The sequence below is a fragment of the Quyinboa ferrireducens genome (assembly GCF_042436675.1).
GTDB lineage: Bacteria > Bacteroidota > Bacteroidia > Bacteroidales > UBA5342 > JBHJHP01.
The window spans coordinates 691,569-716,781 of sequence record NZ_JBHMVA010000001.1 but is presented as its reverse complement, the minus strand read 5'-3'; the positions used below and the strand labels follow the sequence as shown (position 1 = coordinate 716,781).

Genomic DNA, 25,213 nt, shown 5'->3' with positions numbered 1-25,213 from the left:
CCTTTTGTTTAATATTAATAGCCCTGATTCATTGTAATCAGGAATTCTTCGTTACTACTGGTTTTTACCAGTCTGTCTTTCAGGAATTCCATTGCTTCCAGGGAAGTCATATCGCTTAAGAACTTACGCAGTATCCACATTCTGTTGAGGAATTCAGAATCAAGCAACAAATCTTCGCGACGTGTACTTGAAGCAATGATATCCACAGAAGGGAAAATACGACGGTTTGAAAGTTTGCGGTCAAGCTGCAATTCCATGTTACCGGTTCCTTTAAACTCTTCAAAAATTACATCGTCCATTTTTGAACCGGTCTCGGTCAACGCTGTTGCCAAAATAGTAAGTGATCCGCCTTCTTCAATATTACGTGCAGCACCAAAGAACCGTTTTGGTTTGTGTAATGCATTTGCATCCACACCACCGGACAACACTTTACCTGATGCCGGAGCTACAGTATTGTAAGCACGCGCCAAACGTGTAATAGAGTCTAAAAGAATAACTACATCGTGACCACATTCAACCATTCGCTTGGCTTTTTCCAACACAATGTTAGCAACTTTCACGTGACGGTCGGCAGGTTCATCAAATGTTGATGCAATAACTTCTGCATTTACGCTGCGTGCCATATCTGTTACTTCTTCCGGACGTTCGTCAATCAACAGGATTAACAAATAAACTTCCGGATTATTTTCCGAGATAGCGTTGGCGATGTCTTTCAACAGCACTGTTTTACCGGTTTTCGGCTGAGCCACAATTAAACCGCGCTGCCCTTTACCGATGGGAGAAAACATATCCACAACTCGTGTTGAAATATTGGAATGTTTTCCACCACATAAGTTGAACTTCTCATTTGGGAACAACGGTGTAAGGTGATCAAACGGAACCCTATCACGTATCTCATCAGGTGAGCGTCCATTGATGGTACTGATCTTTATTAACGGAAAATATTTTTCGCCCTCTTTGGGAGGACGGATAGTTCCGGTAACTGTATCACCGGTTTTTAACCCAAATAATTTAATCTGCGACTGCGATACATATATATCGTCCGGTGAATTCAGATAATTAAAATCCGAAGAACGCAAGAATCCGTAACCATCCTGCATGATTTCAAGAACACCGGAACTTGAAATAATTCCATCAAACTCAAAGTTCTTGTCTAATCCATCAGGAAGATCCTGTTGCTTTTTCTCCTTAGGCGCAGCAGGTCTCGTTTGCTGAGAACCTCCATTCCCATTATTATTGCTTTGCTGACGGGGCCTGTTATCCCCGTTTTGTTGCCAGGGTTGAGGCTTAGTATTGCCATTACCATTACCCGGTCTCTCTTTATTTGCCTTTTTAAATGAAGAAGTTGTGATCTCTCTTTTTTTCTCAACCTTTGGAGGTGCCTTGTAATCATCGTTACTTTGAGATTCATAACGCGTGTTGATCACAGGTTTGGATGATTCCTTTTCTTCTTTGGTATTTTTTTCTTCTTCAGGTTTAACGGCATTTCGTTTAACAAACTTCCCTTCAGAAGTTGCTGAAGCAGCAGCTTCTCCAGATACTTTTATTCGTGTTCTTCTGGGTCTTTGCTTTTTATCTGCATCTGCTCCGGATCCTTCTGAAGCCTTTACAGCCTGAACATCAAGAATTTTATAAATCAAATCCTGTTTCCTGTATTTTTCAACACTTTTGATATCCAGGTCTTTCGCAATTGCCCTCAAATCTGGTAAAAGCTTATTGCTTAACTCAATAATGTCATACATAATTAAATGATTATATCACTAGTAAATGAAAGGATAAATAAATTTATATGATTATCTTAGAAAAACGTTGTGAGTTTGAATCAAAAACGTTGTAGTCCTGTGGGTGCAAATATAAATCAAATTAACAATTGTGCAAAACTTTTTTAGCAACCCGACGGATTTTCAAATAAGGTTTAACAAAACTTATATCTCGTAATCATAATTTCACGTTACAATAATCTAACAACATCCTGATTTACATTTTGTTTATATCGATGCATATTTTCATTTAGCAGCATTGTAAATCAGAATATTTTGTTTTTTTAAAAATTGTCTTACTTTTGCAAAAGAAACAAACAAAATGACATTCTTCGAAACAAATACATGGTGGTGGCACAGATTATTTCTTAAATCCGGGAAATAAACTGGTCATTCTATGTTAAAAATATAAGACCTGTCGGAATTCCCGGCAGGTCTTTTTTTTTAGATTTTAAATTACAACATATATGAAGTCGATAAAGATTTTAGCACACACACAGGCATTACCGGCAGGAATAACCGACACGGAAACTCCTGTCAGCATTTACCTGAAGTTGCGGGACAAATTTCCCAATACATCACTGCTCGAAAGTTCAGATTATCACGGGAACCGTAACAGCCGCAGTTTTATCTGTTTCGATGTCAGAGGAGGATTTGAGGTCAACCAAAATCGGATAAAAATCCTATACGCTGACGGATCTAAAGAAGACAGGGAAATTACCGGTTCAGTTAAAGTTGTGGATGAGCTCAAAAAGTTTCTGGATTCATTCGACATTTTCAGATTGGGTGAAGACATGAATAACAACGGTATTTTCGGGTACAGTGCTTATGACGCAGTTCAGTATTTCGAAAACATCAAATTCAGTTCGCCCGAACCGGAAGGATACCATATTCCTGAGATGCGCTATTTCTTTTACCGTTATATTATTACGTTCGACCATTTTAACAACCGGATATATCTGACCGAAAACCTTATGGAAGGTGAGGACAGGACACTGGACAGAATTAAGGTGATCCTGAACGATAAAAAACTGGGCGCCCATAAATTTCACCCTTCAATGGATGAAGTCTCCAACCTGACAGATCAGGAATATATGAATATGGTTACGCACGGAAAGTCGCACTGCTTCAGAGGCGATGTTTTTCAAATCGTACTTTCAAGACGGTTTTCTCAAAAATTTAAAGGTGATGAGTTTAATGTGTATCGTGCTTTAAGAAACATCAATCCCTCTCCTTATCTGTTTTATTTCGACTTTGGCGGATATAAAATATTCGGATCATCCCCGGAGGCGGAAATTAAGGTTGAAAAAGGCAAAGCAATTATTAATCCGATTGCCGGGACCTTTAAAAGAACCGGAAATGACGAACAAGACAGAATTCTGGCAGATAAACTTTGTAAGGATGAAAAAGAAAATGCCGAGCATGTAATGTTGGTAGACCTGGCAAGAAATGATCTGAGCCGTAATTCGGATCATGTTATAGTTGAAACCTATCGGGAGGTTCAATATTATTCTCACGTGCTTCACCTAGTTTCCGAGGTGAGTGGCAAGCTGAACAAAGGCACGAACCCTATCGAAGTTTTAGGAAACACATTCCCGGCAGGAACATTATCTGGAGCACCAAAGTATAAAGCAATGGAACTGATTGATAAATATGAATCTGAAGCAAGAGGCTATTATGGTGGAGCCATCGGTTTTCTTGGATTCAATGGCGATGTGAACCATGCCATAATGATTCGTTCATTTTTATGTAAAAACAATACACTTTATTATCAGGCCGGTGCAGGAATCGTTTCAGAATCGAAGGAAGAAAGCGAGCTTAACGAAGTTAATAATAAGCTGGGGGCTTTGAAGAAAGCAATAGAAACAGCCAAAGAAATATAGTTAGAGACACAGGTATCAGGACACAGGTATCAAGATTAACTAAAATAATTTAGGATGCATAATTATCTGGAGTTAAAAATATGGCAACAAGCCAGAAGTTTGGTAAAATCTATTTATACTTTAACAGAATCAATAGATCAAAATCAACAATATGTTTTAATTAGTCAGATGCAACGTGCAGTTTTATCTATACCATCAAACATTGCCGAAGGTGCAGGAAGACATACAAATAAAGAATTTGTTCGATTTCTTTCAATCGCAAACGGCTCAGCATTTGAATTAGAGACACAATTATTTTTATGCATTGATCTGGGTTATGTGTCAGAAGAAAATATTAACCCTATCATCAAAGATCTTAAAGAAATTCAAAAAATGATCTATCGTCTCAGTGAATCACTAAAACAGAATCTTGAGTCTTGATTCCTGATACTTGATACAATAGTTAAATATATAAATTATCAAAAGATGAAAATATTAGTGCTTGATAATTACGACAGTTTTACATACAACCTGGTACATTATTTAAAGGAATTAAGTACTGCGCAGGTTGATGTATATAGGAATGATGAAATTTCAGTTGAGGAAGTCGGGAAATATGATAAAATACTTCTTTCTCCCGGACCTGGCATTCCTGACGAAGCAGGAATTCTTAAACCCCTGATTAAACGATGGGGTGAAAGCAAGTCCATTTTTGGTGTCTGTTTGGGATGTCAGGCTATCGCAGAGGTTTATGGCGGAAGCATCTACAACCTGAACAAGGTTTACCACGGTGTGGCAACTACCATGCGAATTACTGATAAAGAAGAATTGCTTTATCAAAATGTTTCAGAAGAATTTGAAGCGGGTCGTTATCATTCGTGGGTTGTAAGCAAAGAAGACCTTCCCAAAGAAATGCATATTACCTCTGTTGATGACAAAGGTGCAATTATGGGAATACGCCACCAGGCACATAATGTCAGAGGCGTACAATTCCATCCTGAGTCAATACTAACACCAGAGGGAAAGAAAATGATTAAAAACTGGTTAGAAAATTGCTGAGATGAAAAAGATATTACAACGACTTGCAGAACATCAAACGCTGACTAAAAAAGAAGCGAAAGAGGCTTTGTACGCCATTTCGAAAGGAGAAGTTAATAATTCTCAGATTGCAGCATTCCTTACCGTATTCATGATGCGTTCCATTACGGTAGACGAATTGAGTGGATTTCGCGAAACCCTTCAGGAGTTGTGCCTTCCAGTTGATTTTAGTGATTTTAATACTATTGATTTATGCGGAACCGGAGGTGACAGTAAAAATACGTTCAACATCTCAACCCTTTCTTCTCTTGTGGTTGCCGGTGCTGGTGAAAAGGTTGCTAAACACGGAAATTACAGCGTTTCATCTTCGTGCGGATCCAGCAATGTGATGGAATATTTCGGCTACAAGTTTACCGACGACGTGGATAAACTGAAAAATCAGATTGATAACCACAACATCTGTTTTTTGCATGCCCCATTGTTTCATCCGGCCATGAAAGCTGTAGCGCCAATACGCAGAGAGCTTGGGATGAAAACCTTTTTTAATGTGCTTGGTCCTATCATTAATCCGTCGAAACCGCAAAACCAGATGGCCGGCGTTTACAACCTCGAAACAATGAGGATGTACAATTATATTCTTCAGCAAACGGATACAAACTACATTATTATACATTCGCTTGACGGCTATGATGAAATTTCACTCACCGGAGATTTCAAGATCACGACCAACGTAACCGAAGAAGTGATGCGACCGGAAGATCTTGGGTTCAGACAACTGAAAGAGGAAGAATTATTTGCAGGACATTCCGTAAAGGAAGCTGCCGAAATTTTCGAATCCGTTCTTTCCGGCCAAGGAACCGAAGCCCAGAATAACGCCGTTTTGTCGAATGCCGGAATGGCCCTGAAATGCATCAGAAATTCCAAAACACTAGAGGGCTGCATAGAAGATGCGCGCGAATCACTTATGGGTGGTAAAGCGCTAAACGTACTAAAACAGATTACGAACTGATCATGAATATTCTCGATAAGATAGTAGCCAATAAAAAAGTAGAAGTTGCCGAAAAAAAGGTGATGATTTCTGAAAAACAGCTGGAGAAAAGCATCAGTTCCGCTTCTATTCCGTCTTTAAAAACATTTTTACAGGATCCGGGAAAGTCGGGAATTATCTGCGAATTTAAACGTAAATCACCTTCAAAAGGACTGATAAATGGGAATGCGCAGGTTCAGGATGTAACCCGAAATTACGAACAAGCAGGTGCCAGTGCTATTTCGGTTCTAACGGACAAAGCATTTTTCGGAGGAACCGCACAGGACCTCACCGATGCACGCGATGTAACAACGATCCCAATTCTTAGAAAAGACTTTATTATTGATCCGTTTCAAATTCTGGAAGCCCGTGCAATAGGGGCAAGTGCTATCCTTTTGATTGCAGCGATACTTGAGAAAGATGAAGTAAAATCAATGGCTCAGTATGCATACTCCCTTGGCCTTGAAGTTTTGTTTGAGGTTCATAATGCTGAAGAACTTGAAAAGTACGATCCCATCATCGAAATTGTCGGCGTCAACAATAGAAACCTGAAAACCTTTGAGGTTAATATTGACACCTCGGTTGAAGTTGGAAAGTTTATTCCTGAGAATTGTGTTAAGGTAGCCGAAAGCGGAATCAGCGATATAAAGAACATTCAATACCTGAAGCAATTTGGTTTTGAAGGTTTTCTTATTGGCGAAAATTTCATGAAAACCAATGATCCGGGGCAAGCTTGTATTGATTTTATAAAAACATTAAAGACACAGGTATCAAGACACCAGAATCAAGATAAAAATTAATATGATGTATAATTATCTGGAGTTAAAAATATGGCAACAAGCCAGAAGTCTGGTAAAGACAACTTAACAACTGACTGACTCCATTAAACAAAATCATGATACTTGATACCTGATACTTGATTCTAAAATTCAAAAAATGAAAATTAAGGTATGTGGGATGCTATATAAGGACAACATTAAGGATGTTTCCGCATTAAATCCGGACTTCATGGGTTTTATATTCTATCCCAAATCGCCGCGCTATGTGGTCGGCAAACTTAATCCTGAAATTAAGGAGTCATTGCCTCCATCAATCATTAAGACAGGAGTTTTTGTGAATGAAACATTTGAAAACATTCTGGATTTGGCTAAAATATATGACCTGACAGCATTGCAGCTTCATGGAGAAGAAACACCTCAATTTTGCGACCGGTTACACGATCTGGGATTTATAATTATCAAAGCTTTCCGGATTGATGAACATTTCGATTTTAATCAGTTGAAGTCTTATGAAGTAAGTTGCGACTATTTTTTGTTTGACACCAAAACTTCGGCATACGGGGGTAGCGGAACGAAATTCGACTGGCATATTTTAAACCGTTATAACAATAGTAAACCTATCTTCATGAGTGGAGGAATAGGCCCCGGTGATGAATCTGCAATTTCCGATCTGGGCAATCTGAATATTTATGCATTGGATTTGAATAGCAAATTTGAAACTGAACCCGGATTAAAGGATGTTAACCAACTTACTACTTTTTTGACAAACATCAGGGCGAATGAACCTAAATGGGACTTTTAACCGCCTTATTATTAAAATATTGATTGCACAATAAAATTTATAAAATGAGAAGAATACATTCTAAATATCTTGCAAATCAGGAAGGATTCTACGGCGATTTTGGAGGAGCATACATACCCGAAATGCTACAACCCAATATTGACCAACTTCTGGAAACATATGAACCCGTTATATTTTCGGAAGCGTTTCAAAAAGAATTTGCAGAATTACAAAAGGATTATGCCGGCAGACCAAGTCCACTTTATTATGCTAAAAATCTGAGCAGGAAGTATAATACAAAGATTTATCTTAAGAGAGAAGATCTGAACCATACCGGTTCACATAAGCTTAATAATACCATTGGCCAGATACTGCTGGCAAGGCATATGGGTAAGAACCGTATCATTGCAGAAACCGGTGCCGGACAGCATGGTGTAGCTACAGCTACGGTTTGTGCCCTAATGGGACTACAATGCATTGTTTATATGGGTGAAACCGACATTAAACGACAGGCCCCGAATGTTGCCAGAATGAAAATGCTGGGAGCAGAGGTCAAGGCAGCTACCTGTGGGAATAAAACGCTTAAAGATGCTACCAATGAAGCAATACGTGACTGGATTAATCATCCGGAAGATACATATTATCTGATCGGATCTGTAGTAGGACCTCACCCCTATCCCGATATGGTTGCACTCTTCCAGTCGGTGATCAGTGAAGAATTAAGATGGCAACTAAAAGAGAAAACCGGCAATGAGAAACCGGATCATGTCATTGCTTGTGTTGGTGGAGGAAGTAATGCTGCTGGTTCATTTTATCATTTTCTGAATGATGAGGATGTAAACCTGATTGCGGTAGAAGCTGCAGGATTGGGAGTTGATACAGGAGAAACTGCCGCTACAACCAAAACAGGTGACACCGGTATTATTCATGGAAGCAAAACTCTCCTAATGCAGGATAATGACGGGCAAATCATTGAGCCATATTCTATTTCTGCCGGACTGGATTATCCTGGAATTGGTCCTTTACATGCCAATCTGTTTAACAGCGGAAGGGCTGAATTTCTGAGCGCCACCGATCAGGAAGCATTAAATGCCGCTTTTACCCTGACCGAAATTGAGGGCATTATTCCTGCACTGGAATCAGCGCATGCATTGGCAGCACTTGACCTAAAAAAGTTTGGCCCGGATGAAACAGTTGTAATAACAATATCAGGCCGCGGAGACAAAGATATGGAAGCTTATATGACTGAAATGATGAAACGAAACATCCTTTAATACAAATCAATGAACAGAATAGACATCCTTTTTCAGAAAAAGAAAAACAATATATTATCGGTATTTTTCACTGCCGGTCATCCGAATCTCAATGATACTGTTACCATCATTAAAAAGCTTGAAGAATCAGGTGCAGATATGATTGAGATTGGAATGCCATTTAGTGATCCGTTAGCCGATGGTCCTGTTATTCAAAAAACAAGTGAACAAGCCTTAAAAAATGGTATGACCCTGAACCTTCTTTTTGAACAATTAAAAGATATCCGTGATAAGGTAAAAATCCCACTGCTTTTAATGGGCTACCTGAACCCTGTATTTAAATACGGTATTGAACGTTTTGCGAAAAAGTGCCTTGAGGTTGGTATCGACGGGCTAATCCTCCCGGATCTTCCACTCAACGAATATTTAAGAGATTTTAAAAAACTGTTTGAAGCCTATAATCTTCATAACATATTTCTTATTACACCACAAACGAGTAGTAACCGCGTGAAACAAATTGATGAATTGACCGGTGGATTTATATATATGGTTTCATCAGCATCAACAACCGGCACAACAACTGGCATCAACGAACAACAAACTGCATATTTCGAGCGCATTAAAGATCTTAAACTTAATTCACCAAGATTAATTGGTTTTGGGATTAAGGATAAACCAACCTTTGAAAATGCATGTAATTATGCAAACGGAGCTATTATAGGAAGTGCATTTGTACAGTCATTGGAAATGAACAGAGATATAAATATAAATATTGAAAGATTTATAAAATCAGTTATCAACTTATAAGATCAATTTATGACTGTCGATTATACAAATTACAAATTCACATATACTTGTAATACAATAATTTAATCCGAAAATCACAAACAGATACTATAAACACAAAATATATATTCTAACTATTACAATAGGACTTAAAACACTGACTATATGCGCATTAAATATAGTTATAGCAATCATATATTAGAAAATATAATTCTTTTTCTAATATAAGAACCATTTTATTCGTCTATTTGTACCAGTTTTAAATTACACATCACGCATTCTATATATGTCGATTACTATATATATTCTGTGTGAAACAAAATTTTAATATACACTTAAATATAAGTTTTTAAGGAATTTAAACATACGACAATGGGTATTTTCCCTACTATGAAAAAAAAGGTAATTTAAGTAGTATCACCAATTGCCACACCCTTTATTGTACTCTAAATTTGTTTTTAGAATTAATGCTAACCTACAATTGCGGTCACGGGGCTTGACTCAATTGAAATTCGTACTGTTTGGCTCCCAGGAACTATTTTGTCAGAATAAAAGAAAGAAAATGTGACTGACAGTAGGCTTGCCTGTGTCTTTTAGCGAAATTCCAAACCAGATTTGGTCATATTAGATACATTAAAAGAACCTCTTAAGATAAAGATATCAGCATGAATAAACCAAAATTTCCTCAGTCTAAAATTAAAAAGATTCTCCGGGAACATGAGGTCGGATTAACGGTACAGGAGATACTCAAAAAGTATAATATCAGCATGGCAACCTTCTACAACTGGAAGAAAAAGTATGAAGGTTTAAACCTTGCTGAAAGCTGTAGAATTCTGGAACTGGAAGAAGAAAATGACAGACTGAAACGCATGTTTGCAGAGCTCAGTCTGGAGAACATGTCGTTACGTAAAAAACTGGAGAAATTATCATAATATAATGATTAGCTATCAGGATTTTACATTGGCTCATATATCAAACTAATAAAATATTTCAAGTGAGTATTATTCAATATAAAATATTAAATTTGTTAACTGACCATTATACCGGTTATTGTACCGGTACTTCTGAATATTTTATATCCCATTATCCTCAACATAATATAAAACATCCTCATCATGATTAAAGAACGTGAACCCATCCTTGAAAAAACCAGCGTCTTTATTCAAGTCTTGCTAACCGTTGCAACATTTATTGCAGCTCATTGGTTGTCTGACAAGTTTATTCGTCCATTGCCTAAAGATGTTACAGACTATCAGTATTTGACAATACTTGTTGTTTTAATTTGGTTTATTTTGCTGGATCAGTTTGGACTGGGCAAAATGTTACGGTTTAAGATGTATTCAACGCTTTTCTTAGAGTATTTTACTGCACTATTAGTAGGAAATATATTACTTTATACAGCTATTGTATTATTGGATTTCGATAATATTTCAAGAGGTGTATTGGGAGTTTTTGCTCTTTTAAATTTACTAGCATTATTCTCGTTTAAATTTTTCCTTTACTCAACAATGAAATTTTTCAGGCGTAGAGGCTACAATACCAGATTAGTATTAATTATTGCAGACGAACACTCTGACTATTTTATTGAGAGATTATTAGAAATCCCTGACTGGGGGTATAAAATCTATGGAATTCTAACTACAGATGAACAGATTATATCAAAATATAGTAAGGAATGTAAAATCTACGAGTCTGATGTTGAATTATCTGATATCATTGATAATGTAGCTATCGAAGAGGTTATTTATTGTAAAAGTTTTTTTGATCAGAATGAAATTCAAAACTATATCTATACTTGTGCAGAAGTAGGCGTTGTTTTTAGAATGCAGTCACAACTATTGAGTTTTGTAAAGGTACAATCGAAAGTATCCTATTTAAGTCAAATGCCCTTTTTGACCTTTAGAAATACTCCAGATAATTATATCGCTTTAAAAATGAAGGTACTGAGTGATGTATTAATCTCTGGATTTATATTAATACTTATCTCTCCTTTAATGCTAATTATTGCAGCTTTAATTAAACTTGATGGAGGGCCCATATTCTTCAAACAAAAAAGAATGGGCTTACATGGAAAACATTTTTACTGTTTGAAATTCAGAACGATGGTTACAAATGCAGAAGAATTAAAAGCCAAACTAATGCATCTAAATGAACAGGAAGGACCCGTATTTAAGATTAAAAATGATCCCCGCATTACTAAGATAGGACAATTTTTACGAAAAACCTCTTTAGATGAGCTGCCACAATTTATAAATGTTCTACGAGGAGATATGTCAATTGTAGGTCCCAGACCACCTATACCTTCTGAAGTCAAACAATATGAAAGATGGCAATCCAGACGATTAAGTATGAAACCAGGGATTACCTGTATTTGGCAAGTATCCGGACGGAATAATATTCCCTTCCATGAATGGATGAAAATGGATATGCAATATATTGATAACTGGTCTTTGAAACTTGACTTTCTCATATTACTTAAAACAGTAAGAGTTGTATTAACTGGTGATGGACAATAGATAATTTATGCTTTTTCAATTCTTAAAATTTTTTCAACTTATTTATTAAACCATGTTTAAACATTATTATTTTACAAAATGAGAACAATAAAATTCATCTTTTTAGCCCTACTATTAGTCTTAGTTTGCTCCTGTCGGAATGTTAAAAATATAACTTATTTTCAAGATATCTCAGACAACCAATTAATAGCTTCTTCCATAAGTCATACTCCTACATACAAATTGAGAGGAAATGACAATTTATATGTTAGCATTAAAACCGTTGATCCAGAAGTGAATCAATTATTTAGTCCCGCTGGTCAAGTCGGCGGTTATATGACAGGGACCCAACAGATGTACGGAGATCAAGTATCGCAATATATAAACGGTTATCAAGTGGATTCCTTAGGAAATATAACTCTTCCTATTCTTGGTAAAATAAAAATAAGCGGTCTAACAATTGATGAAGCCCGTAAGAAAATACAAACAGTCTCTTTGGAATATTTACAGAATCCAGTTGTTGATGTAAAAATCTTAAGTTTTAGAGTAAATGTTAGCGGCGAGGTTAAAGATCCGGGAATATATTATAATTATCAGGGATCTTTAAACGTCTTAGAAGCTTTAAGTTTAGCAAATGGGATTACAGATAATGCAGATATTAAAGAAATACTAGTTTTGAGAGAGAAAGGTGATTACACTGAAACTTTCAAATTGGATTTAACACACAAAGACTTTATTAATTCTGAAGGATTTTACTTAAATCCATACGATATCATATATGTTAAACCAAGTTCAAATAAGAAAATTGATTTAAATATTCAAACATATCAATTATTTTTAACAACAATAACTACAATCGCTGGATTAACATTTTTGTATCAACCATTTCAATTCAACAATTAATATTCTATTATGAAAAATCTAGAAGGTTCAGCTTATAGTTTAAACGAAGAAGCATTTAGAGATTCAAATGGTTCCTTAAAACGGTATGTTAAAAATTGGCCATGGTTTTTACTTTTTGGGCTAATTGGTATTATCATCGGCTTTATTTCTTTTAAATTAACTCCGACTTCTTATCAAGTTGAAAGCAAAATATTAATTAAAGGGGAAAACAATCCTTTACAATCTAACATTAAACTAGACAACATTCTTGGAACTAATACAAGCTCAAACATGTCTAATCAAATAGAGATATTACAGTCATTCACAAACTATAAAAGAGCTCTTGAGAATCTTAATTGGCAAACGACATGGTACCTTTTAAATAGCCCTTTTGATATCGAACTTTATAAAAGCGAACCTGCTGAAGTTGCTATACCATTAGGTTCAAACAACTTATATGGCCCCAGTATTTTCATTTCTATTTTGGACGATACTTCGTATAGAATAAAAATTGATGATAAAAACGAATATTCCCAACAGATTAATATTGATCAAATAATAGAGTTTGGGAAACCTTTTAAAAGTGATTATTTCAACTTTATTCTATATAAAAATGAAAACACAAGAAAAGGAGACTTTTACTTTAAGTTTAATAACATAAACAGAATGGCTCAAAATTATCTTGAAAGAGTGAATGTTGAAATCCCTAACATAAATTCTGAAGTAATTAAAATGCAAGTTACCGGAAATATTCCTAAAAAAGAAGCGGATTTTTTAAATGAACTAAATAATGTTTTTATTTTGCTTGGAGTTGAAGAAGAAGAAAAAAACTCTGAGAATTCATTGAACTTTATTACAGAACAGCTTGCAATGATTAAAGATTCTTTAACAAATTCCGAAAAGGTTTTTAGCGATTATCGAAAAAAAAATAAGGTTGTTGACCTTAGTCAGGAGGCAAACTTTATTTATCAAAAGTTAGAAGAAATTGAGACTGAAAAATATGAATCTGGTAACCGACTAAAATATTATAAAAATCTGCAGGAATATTTAGATGATTCTGAGAGGTTAAAGCAAATTAGCTCGCCGTCAGTTGCTGGAATAAACGATGATAACTTGTCTTCAATGCTACAAAAATTAACCGAACTGTATAACAGACGTGAAATATTATCTTATAGCGTTAAAGAAAAAACTCCTAGTTTTATTCTTTTGGAGAAAGAAATAGACATGATTAAAAACAGTCTAAATGAAAATCTATCAAATCTTATTTCAAATACTAAAACCGAAATCAGTTCAATAAACTCAAGATATAGTGAAATTCAAAATAGACTAAAAAATCTACCTGATACTGAACGAGAATTAATTGGTATTCAACGCAATTTTGAATTAAACAATACGATGTATAACTATATGTTGAAAAAGAAAGCTGAAGCGGAATTGTCACACGCATCAACAGCTCCGAAAGTTCAAATAATTGACAAGGCCTTACCAGAAGCATCTACTGTTGTAGGGCCCAACATGTTAATTAATGTTGCATTAGGAGCTGGTACAGGTTTATTTATTCCATTTTTATTTCTATTTTTAACGGATATATTCAGATCAACTATTAGTTCCAAAGAAGAGGTGGAACTCATTTCAGATTTAACAATATTAGACGGTATAATCTCATCAGGGAATAAAAAGCAACTCCCCGTTGTTGATAATCCAAGATCTGGCATAGCAGAGTCATTTAGAAGACTAAGACATAATATAAAGACTCTAGTTCCCAATCCAGACAAATGTATAATTTCAATAAATTCAATTCTACCTGAAGAAGGGAAATCTTTTATATCCTCAAACTTAGCAGTAATCTTTGCTATGGCCAATAAAAAAGTATTACTTGTAGGAGGTGATATTAGAAAACCTAAATTAGACGTTCTTTTTGACACCTCCAATGATAATGGCCTAACCTCATATCTTAACGGTGATAGCGATTTTGATAGTATTATTAGTAAAACACAAATACCTAACCTGTATATTGCACCTGCGGGCGAAGTGCCAGAAAACCCAAATGAATTATTGGAAAATGGCAGATTTGAGACTTTTATCAAAGTTGCAAATTCCAAGTTTGATTATATAATATTAGATAATGCACCATTCTCTTTAGTTACAGATGGCATTATAACATCTAAAATAGCAGATTTAAGCCTATTTATCTTAAGAATAGACAAAAGTCCCAAAAGAAATATTAAAGATATTCATAACATCATCGATATTAATGGGATGAAGAATGTTGCAATAGTAATGAATGGCATTCACATTAATGGAGTTTCAAAAGGTTATCTTAAAAAAGGGTATGGCAGCTACGAAGATGTTCGCAAAAAAAAATAATGTGACAATTTCATTTCTGAATAATGAAAGATAAATTTCCTTTTGCTGCTTTTAAATCAAGTAAGTTAAAGCAAGCTAGCACGCTATTAGCAGTAAATATTATTGGCATCCCAATTGGTATAGGAACAAGTGTCATTGTTACAAATTATTTAGGCCCAAAGGAATATGGAGACTACAAGTTTATTACAAGCGTTTTCGAATTTGCAATGATTATTTTCACATTTGGTTTATACCAAGCAAGTAACAGACTTCTTGTAATAAATTCAGATGAAAAAACTGCAAAAGAGATTTATGGAACTTCTCTGATAATAACTGCCTTTTTATTTGTAATATCCAGTATCGCAATTGCAACATACACCCTATTGGATAGTAACATTGAAAGCAAAGGACTTACAAATACGATTTTGTTTCTTGTTCCTTTTGGATGGGTATTTCTTTTAAACAGATATTTTGGCACTTTATTATATGCAGATAATAAGATCTATTTACTCAGTATAATTAGATTGTTTCCTAAAATAGGTTTTCTAGTTGCATGCTTCTTTCTTATTAAATTTTTTACCAGCACAACAAACAGTATCCTTTTAGTTTGGGCTCTTTTTCTTTTTACTCAAATCATTGTGTACTTATTCGTACTAATTAAAATAAAATTATCATTTAAGAATTTTATTACGAGACTGCGAGAAATTTGGCATCAACTTAAAATATTTGGGTTTAATGTTTATTTAGGAAGTGTTGTTTCTTTAGGATTTGCTCAACTAGCAACCTTGTTAATAAGTTATTTTGGGCATGATAATAGTGGTGTAGGATTTTATACTTTGGCAGTAACTATAACAATGCCTCTTACGTTCATCCCAAATACAATTGCAACATCCCATTATAAGGAATTTTCAAATTATAATAAAATACCAGTAAAGTTAACCAGAATTACAATTCTGCTGAGTATAGTAAGCCTATTTGCATTAGTTATTTTGATTTCACCTTTTGTTAAAAGCTTTTATGGCAGCGCATTTTCTCCGGTTATCCAATTAAGCTATTTTGTTGCTTTAGGTGTTCTTTTTCATGGATTTGCAGATTACTTTAATAGATTCCTTGGTGCAAATGGGCAGGGTAAAAGTCTTAGAAATACTTCATTCATTGTTGGGGTTAGTACTTTAATTTTAAGCGTGATTTTAATCTCAATGTTCGATGAAAAAGGAGCAGCAATAGCAAGATTATTTTCTGGACTAATTTATTTAATTACCATTTTATACTTTTATTTTAATTATATTAAAAAAAAATCTAACTGAATATGAATAGAATTAAAGTTAATATAGGAGGTGATATTTATTTAGGTCGAGGTGTAGAGGATATTGCAATATCCAATCCTAGTGAGCTTTTTGGTAATAATATTTTTAAATTGTTTGCTGAATCCAATTTAAATGTATTGAATTTAGAAAGTCCAATAACAGAATGTTCATCTGAAAACAAGATTTTAAAAACAGGACCACATTTAAAGGCAAAACCGCAAAGTTTAAAGGCTTTAAAAACACTAAATATTGATCTTGTAACCCTTGCGAACAATCACATTTATGATTTTGGAGATACGGGACTTGATGATACTTTATCGCATTTAAAGATTAATAACATTGATTCCGTAGGAGCAGCAAAAAATTTAAGAGATGCTCAGAAGATATATTACAAAAAAGTATCTAACATTGACCTGGCATTTATCAATTTTGCTGAAAATGAATGGTCAAGTGCTACGTATAACAGAGGCGGAACAAATCCTTTAGATCTTATTGAGAACAGCCAATCAATAAAAGATGCAAAGCTTAATGCAGATTTTGTTATTGTAATTGTCCATGGAGGACATGAAAACTATCAGTATCCAAGTCCCAGAATGGTAAAGCAATTCAGGTATTATGCAGATCAAGGTGCTGATATTGTTATATGTCATCATGCACATAGAATTAGCGGTTATGAACTCTATAACTCTGTGCCAATTTTTTACGGTATTGGTAATTTCTTGTTTGATAGTAAGTCTGACCTGCCTGGTTGGAACCATGGATTTGTACTTTCCATATCTATTGAAAAAGACAAAAAATTGTCATGGGAAATTTTACCCTATTCTCAATGTATTAACACGATTGGTGTTGAATTACTTCATAATGATGAGAAGAATGAAATTCTAGATACTATTGACGATATTAACAAAGTAATCTCAGATAGTGAAAAGCTAGAACAAAAATTTAATCATTTGGCAAAGTCTAGTGAAGCATTCGTGCTTTCAATTTTTAGTACTTCAAATATTTTAAATTCATCTTTTATTAAACGAGTAATTAGAAGATTGAAGTTAGAACGTCTTTTCCTTAGAAAAAATCAAATAAAATCAATTTTAAACTATACAAGATGTGAGGCACATTATGACGTTACAAAAAAAGTTCTGGAGAACTATTTAAACCCAAAATAACTATTGAAACAAATTTACTCTAAATATCAAATATAATGAAATTAGCGATACATAATAGGTTAGGAAGTTTTAGTGACGGATGGATTAAATATTGCCAAGAGAATAAAATCCCATTTAAAATTGTTAATTGCTATGACAATGATATAATTGACCAATTAGAAGATTGTGATGGTCTGATGTGGCATTGGGATCAAAATGATTACCGTGCACCACTTTTTGCCAGGCAACTAACTATTGCTTTAAACAAAAAAAATATTAAAGTATTTCCGGATATTAACACATCATGGCATTTTGATGATAAGTTGGGACAAAAATACTTAATGGAAGCCTTAGGGGCACCTTATGTAAAGTCATATGTTTTCTATACAAAAAAAGAAGCACTTCAATGGATTAAAACAACATCATATCCAAAGGTTTTTAAGCAACGTGGAGGTGCTAGTGGGATTAATGTTTTGAAAGTTGAGAATTCCTTTCATGCCAAAAAACTTATATCTAAAGCTTTTGGAAATGGATTCACTCATTTTAATAGAAAGACAAGAATAAAAGACAAACTTTGGCTACTGAAAAGAGATAAAAATCTTAAGGCTCTAAAAGGGCTAATTAAAGGTATCATTAGGTTATTTGTACGAAGTGAATTAGAAAAATTATCATCCAATGACAAAGGATATATATTTTTCCAGGAATTTATTCCAAATAATACCTTTGATACAAGATATATTGTTGTTGGAAACAGATGTTTTGGGACGAGAAGATATTGTCGTCCAGGAGATTTTAGAGCATCTGGGAGTGGATTATATGATAACAGTCCTAATATCTTTGATAAAAGATGTATACAGATTGCTTTTGATATAGCAAAAAAAATAGATGCTCAATCAATAGCATTCGATTTTCTTTGGAAAGAAGACATGCCTGTAATTTGCGAAATCAGCTATATATACTGTAGAGACATAATAGCTAATTGTGATGGATATTGGGATGAAGAATTAAATTGGATAAAAACTGAGATAAACGCAGAGAAATTTATTATTCAAGATTTTATTAATTCTATGAAATAATCAAAAAATCAAATTCTAGAATTTTAAACAACTTATTCACTTAATGAAAATTGGAATACATAAGACTCCGGGTAGCTTCAGTGATTCTTGGCTAAAATACTGCAAGGAAAATAATATTTCTTACAAGTTGGTCAATTGCTTTGCTTCTGATATAATAGAACAACTAAATGACTGTGATGGATTAATGTGGCACTGGGATCAAAACTGCTACAAAGCAGCTTTATTTGCAAGACAGTTAACATTCTCTTTAGAAAAAAAAGGAATTCATGTCTTCCCTAGTATAGATACATCTTGGCACCATGATGATAAAGTTGGTCAAAAATATCTGTTAGAATCAATCAAAGCTCCTTTTGTTGATAGCTTCGTTTTTTATAGTAAAAATGATGCATTAAAGTGGATAGAAAAAACGTCGTTCCCAAAAGTATTTAAATTGAAAGGGGGAGCAGGATCGATAAACGTTAAACTTGTAACTAATAAAAAGAATGCATACAAAATAGTGAGAAAAGCCTTTGGGAAAGGCTTTTCTCACATTGATAGGATTCAACGTTTGAAAGATAGAGTCTGGGCATTAAAAAGAGATAAAAATTTAAAATCATTAAAAGAATTTGTTACTGGTATTATTCGTCTTTTCGTGTCAAGTGATGTAGAAAAATATACCGGGAATAGTAAAGGCTACGTATATTTTCAGGAATTTATTCCTGAAAATAAAACGGACACACGTATAGTTATTGTAGATGATCGTTGCTATGGCATGATAAGATTTTGCCGTAAAGGAGATTTTAGAGCTTCAGGGAGTGGATTAAAATCATTCAATCACAACGACATACCTACTTCGTGTATAAAAATAGCATTCGAAGTATCGCAACAATTAAATATGCAAGCTGTTGCATTTGATTTTATCAACCATAATGGTAGTTATAAAATTATTGAAATTAGCTATTGCTTTGTTACTACGCAGTTTCCAGGTTACTGGGACAAAAAATATGTATGGCATGATGAAAGTTCAAGTCCTCAGATTTACATGATTGAAAAATTTATTTCAAATCTTCCAGCTTAATAAAATGCCCAAAAACGTTATTTAGGAATGCAAGATTATTACAATTCTAAAATTAATTACTTCTTTGATCACCTTTTTATTTTTGTTTTGGTTATCTATACAGGTTCAGCTACAACATTTGTAAGATCTTTAAATTCTTGGGGTAATTTAATAGCTTTCGGTATTCCTATATTATTTGCTACAATCATATTTATTAAAAAAAATCTTTCATTAAATACAAAAATACTATATATTATAATAGGCTTTACATTATATTTTATAGCATCAACTTTAAAATTTAGAGAAATACATCCTAGATTCTTTAGTAATACAATTATAAGCTTTCTTTTAACATTCATCATGCTAAAGTCTTTTGGAAAAACATATTTCTTTATTTATGAAAATATCATAACCTTTCTCACAGTAATTAGTCTTTTCTTCTGGATACTTCTACAGATAGATCCAATGTATTTAGCTTCTACTCTAAAAAAAATATCCTTTTCTGAGCCTGGCTCTGACAACGTCTTATACAATATTATCATTTATACAGTAAATGATTTGAATGTGATGCAAAATTATGTTATTCACATTGGAAAATTATCACTGATAAGAAATGCCGGTTTTGCATGGGAGCCTGGTGCTTATGCTGTTTTAATTGATTTAGCTATCTACATCAATTTGATAAGAACTAAATTTAATTTCAAGCACAACTTTAAACTTCTTATTTTAATATTCGGTTTATTCTCAACACTCTCAACAACAGGACATTCTATATTGTTATTGCTTATCCTATTTAGTCTGTATAACAAACATACAAAGTATTTGATAGCGTTTTCTCCCGCCTTGATAATCATTACTCTTTTACTTTTTAACCTCCCATTTATGAAACAAAAAATTGTTTCTCTTACGGAATACAATACTGAAGAGTTGGTCTTAAAATCAGCACAGTTTGGATATAAATATGATCCACAGCGTTTTGAATCATTTTTAATTGATTGGAAAGATTTCATTAATAATCCGGTCATTGGATATGGAGGTCATACTGATGCACAATGGACTAAAAAAATGGGGGCCAATATTGGGTCGATTTCTGGTATTGGTAAAATTTTCGCAAGGTATGGTATAGTAGGTGTCTTCTTTTTCTTTTATTCATTAATAATGAGTTCAAAGATGCATTCAGAATTGTTTAATTTTAAAGGATGGCTCTTCCCTACTTTGATGATTTTAATGATTTCAATTAGTTATTCATTGATAGAGCACCCTGTTTTTATGTGTTTTTGGCTTTCAATTTACTTTTTAAACACGGAGCAGAATTCAAATATTTATACTAAAAAAGATTTTAAATGAATAATAAAGTATTAATTACCGGTGGAGCAGGTTTTATTGGTTCATATCTAACAAATTTACTTTACGAGAATGGTTATGAAATAATCATTATTGATAAATTACTTACTCAAATACATGGTAAGGATCCTCAAAATTCTTACCTCCTAAATTCAGTTAAAGGCAAAGCTATTTTATATCAGGAAGATATCTCAAATAGTAATTCCTTATCTGAAATAGTTAAAAGTGTTGATTATATAGTACATTTAGCTGCAGAAACTGGAACAGGACAATCAATGTATGAACTTGCGAGTTATGTAAATACTAATTCTTTAGGAACGGCAACACTTCTTGAAACAGTTGTAAAGACACCAAATAATATTAAAAAATTTATTCTAGCCTCATCAAGAGCTGTTTATGGAGAAGGAAAGTACAAGTGCCAAACGCATGGGATAGTATACCCAAAAGATAGAAACATAAAAGATCTCAAGAAAGAAGATTTCGAATGTAAATGTCCTATTTGCGAAAAGAGCCTACAACTAATGGCAACTACTGAAGATAGTTTACTATATCCTAAATCAATCTATGGCATAACAAAACTTAACCAAGAGCAGTTGGTTGAATCATGCTGTAGTAGTTTAAACATCCCATATACAATTTTCAGATTTCAAAATGTATATGGGAAAGGGCAGTCACTAAAAAATCCTTATACTGGAATTCTAGCGATCTTTTCCAATCTTCTTCAAAATAATGAAGAAATAAACATTTTTGAGGATGGATCTGAATCTCGTGATTTTATACATGTTAAAGACATCGTGGATGCAATATTTTTAGATATACAAAGTCCAATTAAAAATCAAATTTATAATGTTGGCAGAGGAATCTCTACCAGTGTAATTGAAATAGTAGATATTTTAATTACACTTTTCGGAACAAATAATACTTCTAAGATAACTGGAGCATTCAGAGTTGGAGACATCAGGCATAACAAAGCCGATATTTCCAAAATAAGTGCGAATCTAGGTTTCAACCCTAAAATTACACTCGAACATGGGATTAATGAATTTGTTGAATGGATTCAAAATACGTCAAATGCTTTTGATGAATTAAATTATCAAAAAAGCGTTGAGGAAATGCAAAAACTTAATTTATACTATGAAAAGAAATAAGATACTTTATCTGGATGCTTCCGAAACAATTTATACTAGGGCAATCGTTGACGAATTAAATCTAATTTTCTCTAGTGTTGATTGCTTTTTTTATGAAGAAATCTACCGGCATCCTATATTTAAAGGGCGATTCTTTGACAAAGACAAAGCTTCAAATTTAAGAGACCAGCATTTGAATAATTTTTTAAATTATATAAAAGCAAACAAATATGATATTATCTTAGTTAAAGCACCTTTTAATTTACCTGTAAGTTTTTTTCAAAAGCTCAGATCTCAGTTTAAATCAGTACCTATAATTAACTACAACTGGAGTTCAATCAAGAAATTCAATTTTTTACCTTATAAAGAGATTTTTACAAAAGTCTATTCTTTCGATAGGGAGGATTGTGAAAAAGAAAATTTGGAATATTATCCACTTTTCTTTTTAAAACAATTTGACACAATTTCCCAAAATGCACACAAAAAAATATATGACGTTTCCTTTATTGGATCAGGTTATTCTCCTGGCAGATTAGAATTCTTGAATAATTTTGTTAACACAAAAGAATTCAACACCCATAATATTTACTTATATATTTATACACCTCAAAAACTAAAGAGTCTTAAAGTATATTTTCGATATAAAAAATTAAGAGACCATTGTTATTGGCACCAACTTTCTAGTAATGGACTATTTAATATTACAGCACAATCATTATCAATGATTGATCATCCAATGACAATTCAAACTGGATTGACTATTAGAACATTTGAAACACTCGGAGCAGGATTACACCTGTTCACTACAAATTTAAAAATAAAGGAAGAACCTTTTTATGATAGTAATAGAATCACCATTATTGATACGGACTTTAACAATTTTGACTTCCAGATTCCAATAAAAAATAATGTTGACTGGAGTGAACATTTTTTGCAGTATCGTATAGATAGCTGGATTAAACATATCACTAAAATATAGTGAGTTAATGAAGATACTTTTATTTATAGATAGTTTGGAAAGAGGAGGAGCTCAAAGACAATTCATCGAGCTTGTTAAAGGATTATACTTTAAGAAAGAAATTCAATTTGAGCTCGTATTATTTTCCGACAATATTCATTATACAGAAATATTTAATTATGATATTAAACTTCACATTTTTAAAAGAAACGGGAGCATCGATTTTACCTTATTCAGAAATATACTAAGTGTAGTAACGACTTTTAAGCCTGATGTTATTCATTCTTGGCATTTCGTGTGCAACTATTATTTGCTTCCAATTATAATATTAAAAAAAATAAAATTTATAGACGGATCTATACGAGATGCGAATACTATTAAACCTAACCAACTAAGATGGTATTTAAATAAAATTTCATTCAAGTTAGCGACAAAGTGTGTCTCAAATTCTCGCGCAGGATTAAAAGCTTATCAATGTAAAAATGGGCTAACAATCTATAATGGAATAGATTTAGATAGGTTTTCAACCCAAAATAATCCAACAAATTATGATGAGATCCTAAAAGATAAAAACAACATAATAATTGCAATGGTTGCAAGATTTGGAAAATCAAAGGATTATAACACATATTTATCCGCAGCAAATGAAATTACAACATTATATAAAAATGTCTTTTTCTTCGCTATTGGCGACGGTCCCTTTTTGAAGGATTTTATGAATAAATTTAAGGGAAACAATAATATTATATTTACCGGCCGAATCTCTAATGTTGAGAACATAATTATACATGTTGACGTTGGTGTACTTCTATCGGACCCCCGATTTCACGCAGAAGGTATATCAAATTCAATCATGGAATACATGGCTGCCATGAAACCGGTAATCGCTTCTAAAAGCGGCGGAACACCTGAAATAATAGTATCGAAAGATATTGGAATAATGGTGCCCCCTCTATCAAAAGAAAATTACAAAGATGCCGTTATGTATCTTATCGAAAATTCGAGGAAAAGAAAAGAAATTGGACTAAATGCTTATAATCATTTGGTTCATAATTTTAGTTTCAAAAATATGATTAATGAATACCTAAAATTATATCAGAGAATTTATTAAATGTCTATTCGGTCGGAATTAAAATATCTACATAATAACAGTAAAGGGAAATTCTTTATAGTTCTTTTTAGGCTTAGTTCAAAGTTTACACGCAACAAAGTTTTAAGAATTATCGGTATTCCTATTAGAATATTTTATAAAATATTTATACAAAATATTTTAAATATTGATATCCCAGATACTACTCAAATAGGTTTCGCCCTCAATTTATATCACGGACAAGGAGTAGTTATTAATGAAAAAACAATCATTGGAAATTTTGTAACATTAAGGCATAATACAACAATTGGAAACAAAAATGAACATTCAAAGTGCCCAAAAATTGGAGATAACGTAGATATTGGATCTAACTGTGTTATTATTGGGAATATAACAATAGGTAACAATGCCGTGATTGCTGCCGGATCTGTTGTTATCAAAGATGTCCCTGATAACTCTTTAGTTGCAGGGAATCCAGCAGTTATAAAAAAAACTAATATCAAGTAACATGATAGCAAAAGCAATCGTTAAAACACACATGATTTACCGTGGATTTATTGATAGAATTTTAGCAATATTCTATAAACGTTGTATGCATAGTTGTGGAAGAAACGTCAAGATTAAACCATCCACATCGCTTTTCAGTGGGCTAGAGAATATCACGATGGGGAATTCTGTGCGAATTGCAAAAAATGCCACAATATTTGCTACAAATGCAAAAGTAATTTTTGGGAATAAAATTGGGGCTGCGCCTAATCTTGCTATAATTACGGGGAATCACAGAATACACGATATAGGTCGGTTTATGTATGATATTACAATAAATGAAAAAGAAAAAGGTGATGATCAAGATGTTATCCTACAGGATGAAATATGGATAGGAATTAATGTTACTATATTAGCAGGAGTAACAATAGGCAGAGGAAGTTGTATTGGTGCCGGTGCAATTGTTAATAAAGATGTTCCCCCTTATTCAATAGTTGTAGGAGCTCCTGCGAAGGTCATTAAATATCGGTTCTCTGCTGAAGAAATAATTGAACATGAAAAAGCATTGTATCCAGAAGAAAAAAGACTATCTCGCGAATATTTGGATAAAATCATTTTAAAATAAATTATGCTAATTG

Annotated in this window: 23 protein-coding genes; 22 read left to right on the top strand and 1 reads right to left on the bottom strand. The window is 33.4% G+C overall.

From position 1 onward, the window contains the following. Positions 1–14: 14 nt before the first annotated feature. Positions 15–1,742, bottom strand: a complete 1,728-nt coding sequence (rho, locus tag ACE01N_RS02700) for a transcription termination factor Rho (RefSeq protein ID WP_380584555.1) — start codon at positions 1,740–1,742, stop codon at positions 15–17. Between the two features lie 485 nt (positions 1,743–2,227). On the opposite strand from rho, the gene ACE01N_RS02695 reads away from it, so the two are divergent. The 22 genes from ACE01N_RS02695 (at position 2,228) to ACE01N_RS02590 (ending at position 25,200) form a co-directional block, all read left to right on the top strand. Next, complete coding sequence (locus ACE01N_RS02695) at positions 2,228–3,643, top strand: anthranilate synthase component I family protein (protein WP_380584553.1); 1,416 nt, start codon at positions 2,228–2,230, stop codon at positions 3,641–3,643. 54 nt (positions 3,644–3,697) lie between these two features. Beyond that, a complete protein-coding gene (locus ACE01N_RS02690; RefSeq protein WP_380584551.1) occupies positions 3,698–4,063 on the top strand; it encodes a four helix bundle protein in 366 nt (121 codons plus the stop codon). A gap of 45 nt (positions 4,064–4,108) precedes the next feature. Beyond that, positions 4,109–4,681 carry an anthranilate synthase component II gene (locus ACE01N_RS02685; protein WP_380584549.1) on the top strand — a complete coding sequence of 191 codons (573 nt, stop codon included), beginning with the start codon at positions 4,109–4,111 and terminating at the stop codon, positions 4,679–4,681. Position 4,682: 1 nt separating this feature from the next. Continuing rightward, positions 4,683–5,669 (top strand): anthranilate phosphoribosyltransferase, encoded by a 987-nt coding sequence (trpD, locus tag ACE01N_RS02680; protein WP_380584547.1) that lies wholly within the window; start codon positions 4,683–4,685, stop codon positions 5,667–5,669. A gap of 2 nt (positions 5,670–5,671) precedes the next feature. Then, on the top strand, positions 5,672–6,487 hold the full coding sequence (trpC, locus tag ACE01N_RS02675) for an indole-3-glycerol phosphate synthase TrpC (protein ID WP_380584545.1): 816 nt from the start codon (positions 5,672–5,674) through the stop codon (positions 6,485–6,487). Between the two features lie 136 nt (positions 6,488–6,623). Continuing rightward, complete coding sequence (locus ACE01N_RS02670) at positions 6,624–7,268, top strand: phosphoribosylanthranilate isomerase (protein ID WP_380584543.1); 645 nt, start codon at positions 6,624–6,626, stop codon at positions 7,266–7,268. Between the two features lie 44 nt (positions 7,269–7,312). Further along, positions 7,313–8,521 (top strand): tryptophan synthase subunit beta, encoded by a 1,209-nt coding sequence (gene trpB, locus ACE01N_RS02665; RefSeq protein WP_380584541.1) that lies wholly within the window; start codon positions 7,313–7,315, stop codon positions 8,519–8,521. A gap of 9 nt (positions 8,522–8,530) precedes the next feature. Beyond that, positions 8,531–9,307, top strand: a complete 777-nt coding sequence (gene trpA / locus ACE01N_RS02660; RefSeq protein ID WP_380584539.1) for a tryptophan synthase subunit alpha — start codon at positions 8,531–8,533, stop codon at positions 9,305–9,307. A gap of 644 nt (positions 9,308–9,951) precedes the next feature. Then, positions 9,952–10,218, top strand: a complete 267-nt coding sequence (locus tag ACE01N_RS02655; protein ID WP_380584537.1) for a transposase — start codon at positions 9,952–9,954, stop codon at positions 10,216–10,218. 183 nt (positions 10,219–10,401) lie between these two features. Continuing rightward, entirely contained in the window at positions 10,402–11,802 is a 1,401-nt protein-coding gene (locus ACE01N_RS02650; RefSeq protein WP_380584535.1) for a sugar transferase, read from the top strand. Between the two features lie 78 nt (positions 11,803–11,880). Then, positions 11,881–12,684, top strand: a complete 804-nt coding sequence (locus tag ACE01N_RS02645) for a polysaccharide biosynthesis/export family protein (RefSeq protein WP_380584533.1) — start codon at positions 11,881–11,883, stop codon at positions 12,682–12,684. 9 nt (positions 12,685–12,693) lie between these two features. Beyond that, on the top strand, positions 12,694–15,030 hold the full coding sequence (locus ACE01N_RS02640; RefSeq protein WP_380584531.1) for a GumC family protein: 2,337 nt from the start codon (positions 12,694–12,696) through the stop codon (positions 15,028–15,030). A 23-nt stretch (positions 15,031–15,053) separates the two neighbouring features. Continuing rightward, positions 15,054–16,316: an oligosaccharide flippase family protein gene (locus ACE01N_RS02635; protein WP_380584529.1), complete on the top strand. Its 1,263-nt coding sequence runs from the start codon at positions 15,054–15,056 to the stop codon at positions 16,314–16,316. A gap of 2 nt (positions 16,317–16,318) precedes the next feature. Then, a complete protein-coding gene (locus tag ACE01N_RS02630; protein ID WP_380584527.1) occupies positions 16,319–17,479 on the top strand; it encodes a CapA family protein in 1,161 nt (386 codons plus the stop codon). A gap of 35 nt (positions 17,480–17,514) precedes the next feature. After that, on the top strand, positions 17,515–18,534 hold the full coding sequence (locus tag ACE01N_RS02625) for an ATP-grasp domain-containing protein (RefSeq protein WP_380584525.1): 1,020 nt from the start codon (positions 17,515–17,517) through the stop codon (positions 18,532–18,534). Between the two features lie 43 nt (positions 18,535–18,577). Beyond that, on the top strand, positions 18,578–19,591 hold the full coding sequence (locus ACE01N_RS02620; protein WP_380584523.1) for an ATP-grasp domain-containing protein: 1,014 nt from the start codon (positions 18,578–18,580) through the stop codon (positions 19,589–19,591). Between the two features lie 27 nt (positions 19,592–19,618). Continuing rightward, positions 19,619–20,917 (top strand): hypothetical protein, encoded by a 1,299-nt coding sequence (locus tag ACE01N_RS02615; protein ID WP_380584521.1) that lies wholly within the window; start codon positions 19,619–19,621, stop codon positions 20,915–20,917. Further along, entirely contained in the window at positions 20,914–22,062 is a 1,149-nt protein-coding gene (locus ACE01N_RS02610; RefSeq protein ID WP_380584519.1) for an NAD-dependent epimerase/dehydratase family protein, read from the top strand. The genes ACE01N_RS02615 and ACE01N_RS02610 overlap by 4 nt, the downstream gene beginning before the upstream one ends. Beyond that, positions 22,049–23,020, top strand: coding sequence for a WaaS/CpsH family glycosyltransferase (locus tag ACE01N_RS02605; RefSeq protein ID WP_380584517.1), 972 nt, complete (start codon positions 22,049–22,051; stop codon positions 23,018–23,020). The genes ACE01N_RS02610 and ACE01N_RS02605 overlap by 14 nt, the downstream gene beginning before the upstream one ends. A 7-nt stretch (positions 23,021–23,027) precedes the next feature. Continuing rightward, positions 23,028–24,110, top strand: a complete 1,083-nt coding sequence (locus ACE01N_RS02600; protein ID WP_380584515.1) for a glycosyltransferase — start codon at positions 23,028–23,030, stop codon at positions 24,108–24,110. Beyond that, a complete protein-coding gene (locus tag ACE01N_RS02595; RefSeq protein WP_380584513.1) occupies positions 24,111–24,596 on the top strand; it encodes a serine O-acetyltransferase in 486 nt (161 codons plus the stop codon). A 1-nt stretch (position 24,597) separates the two neighbouring features. Continuing rightward, the gene (locus tag ACE01N_RS02590) at positions 24,598–25,200 is read left to right on the top strand and encodes an acyltransferase (RefSeq protein ID WP_380584511.1); all 603 of its coding nucleotides are present in this window, start codon (positions 24,598–24,600) and stop codon (positions 25,198–25,200) included. Positions 25,201–25,213 lie beyond the last annotated feature (13 nt).

Coding starts and splice junctions, on each gene's coding strand:
- rho (WP_380584555.1), bottom strand. CDS start 1,742: ATGTATGACATTATTGAGTTAAGCAATAAGCTTTTACCAGATTTGAGG.
- ACE01N_RS02695 (WP_380584553.1), top strand. CDS start 2,228: ATGAAGTCGATAAAGATTTTAGCACACACACAGGCATTACCGGCAGGA.
- ACE01N_RS02690 (WP_380584551.1), top strand. CDS start 3,698: ATGCATAATTATCTGGAGTTAAAAATATGGCAACAAGCCAGAAGTTTG.
- ACE01N_RS02685 (WP_380584549.1), top strand. CDS start 4,109: ATGAAAATATTAGTGCTTGATAATTACGACAGTTTTACATACAACCTG.
- trpD (WP_380584547.1), top strand. CDS start 4,683: ATGAAAAAGATATTACAACGACTTGCAGAACATCAAACGCTGACTAAA.
- trpC (WP_380584545.1), top strand. CDS start 5,672: ATGAATATTCTCGATAAGATAGTAGCCAATAAAAAAGTAGAAGTTGCC.
- ACE01N_RS02670 (WP_380584543.1), top strand. CDS start 6,624: ATGAAAATTAAGGTATGTGGGATGCTATATAAGGACAACATTAAGGAT.
- trpB (WP_380584541.1), top strand. CDS start 7,313: ATGAGAAGAATACATTCTAAATATCTTGCAAATCAGGAAGGATTCTAC.
- trpA (WP_380584539.1), top strand. CDS start 8,531: ATGAACAGAATAGACATCCTTTTTCAGAAAAAGAAAAACAATATATTA.
- ACE01N_RS02655 (WP_380584537.1), top strand. CDS start 9,952: ATGAATAAACCAAAATTTCCTCAGTCTAAAATTAAAAAGATTCTCCGG.
- ACE01N_RS02650 (WP_380584535.1), top strand. CDS start 10,402: ATGATTAAAGAACGTGAACCCATCCTTGAAAAAACCAGCGTCTTTATT.
- ACE01N_RS02645 (WP_380584533.1), top strand. CDS start 11,881: ATGAGAACAATAAAATTCATCTTTTTAGCCCTACTATTAGTCTTAGTT.
- ACE01N_RS02640 (WP_380584531.1), top strand. CDS start 12,694: ATGAAAAATCTAGAAGGTTCAGCTTATAGTTTAAACGAAGAAGCATTT.
- ACE01N_RS02635 (WP_380584529.1), top strand. CDS start 15,054: ATGAAAGATAAATTTCCTTTTGCTGCTTTTAAATCAAGTAAGTTAAAG.
- ACE01N_RS02630 (WP_380584527.1), top strand. CDS start 16,319: ATGAATAGAATTAAAGTTAATATAGGAGGTGATATTTATTTAGGTCGA.
- ACE01N_RS02625 (WP_380584525.1), top strand. CDS start 17,515: ATGAAATTAGCGATACATAATAGGTTAGGAAGTTTTAGTGACGGATGG.
- ACE01N_RS02620 (WP_380584523.1), top strand. CDS start 18,578: ATGAAAATTGGAATACATAAGACTCCGGGTAGCTTCAGTGATTCTTGG.
- ACE01N_RS02615 (WP_380584521.1), top strand. CDS start 19,619: ATGCAAGATTATTACAATTCTAAAATTAATTACTTCTTTGATCACCTT.
- ACE01N_RS02610 (WP_380584519.1), top strand. CDS start 20,914: ATGAATAATAAAGTATTAATTACCGGTGGAGCAGGTTTTATTGGTTCA.
- ACE01N_RS02605 (WP_380584517.1), top strand. CDS start 22,049: ATGAAAAGAAATAAGATACTTTATCTGGATGCTTCCGAAACAATTTAT.
- ACE01N_RS02600 (WP_380584515.1), top strand. CDS start 23,028: ATGAAGATACTTTTATTTATAGATAGTTTGGAAAGAGGAGGAGCTCAA.
- ACE01N_RS02595 (WP_380584513.1), top strand. CDS start 24,111: ATGTCTATTCGGTCGGAATTAAAATATCTACATAATAACAGTAAAGGG.
- ACE01N_RS02590 (WP_380584511.1), top strand. CDS start 24,598: ATGATAGCAAAAGCAATCGTTAAAACACACATGATTTACCGTGGATTT.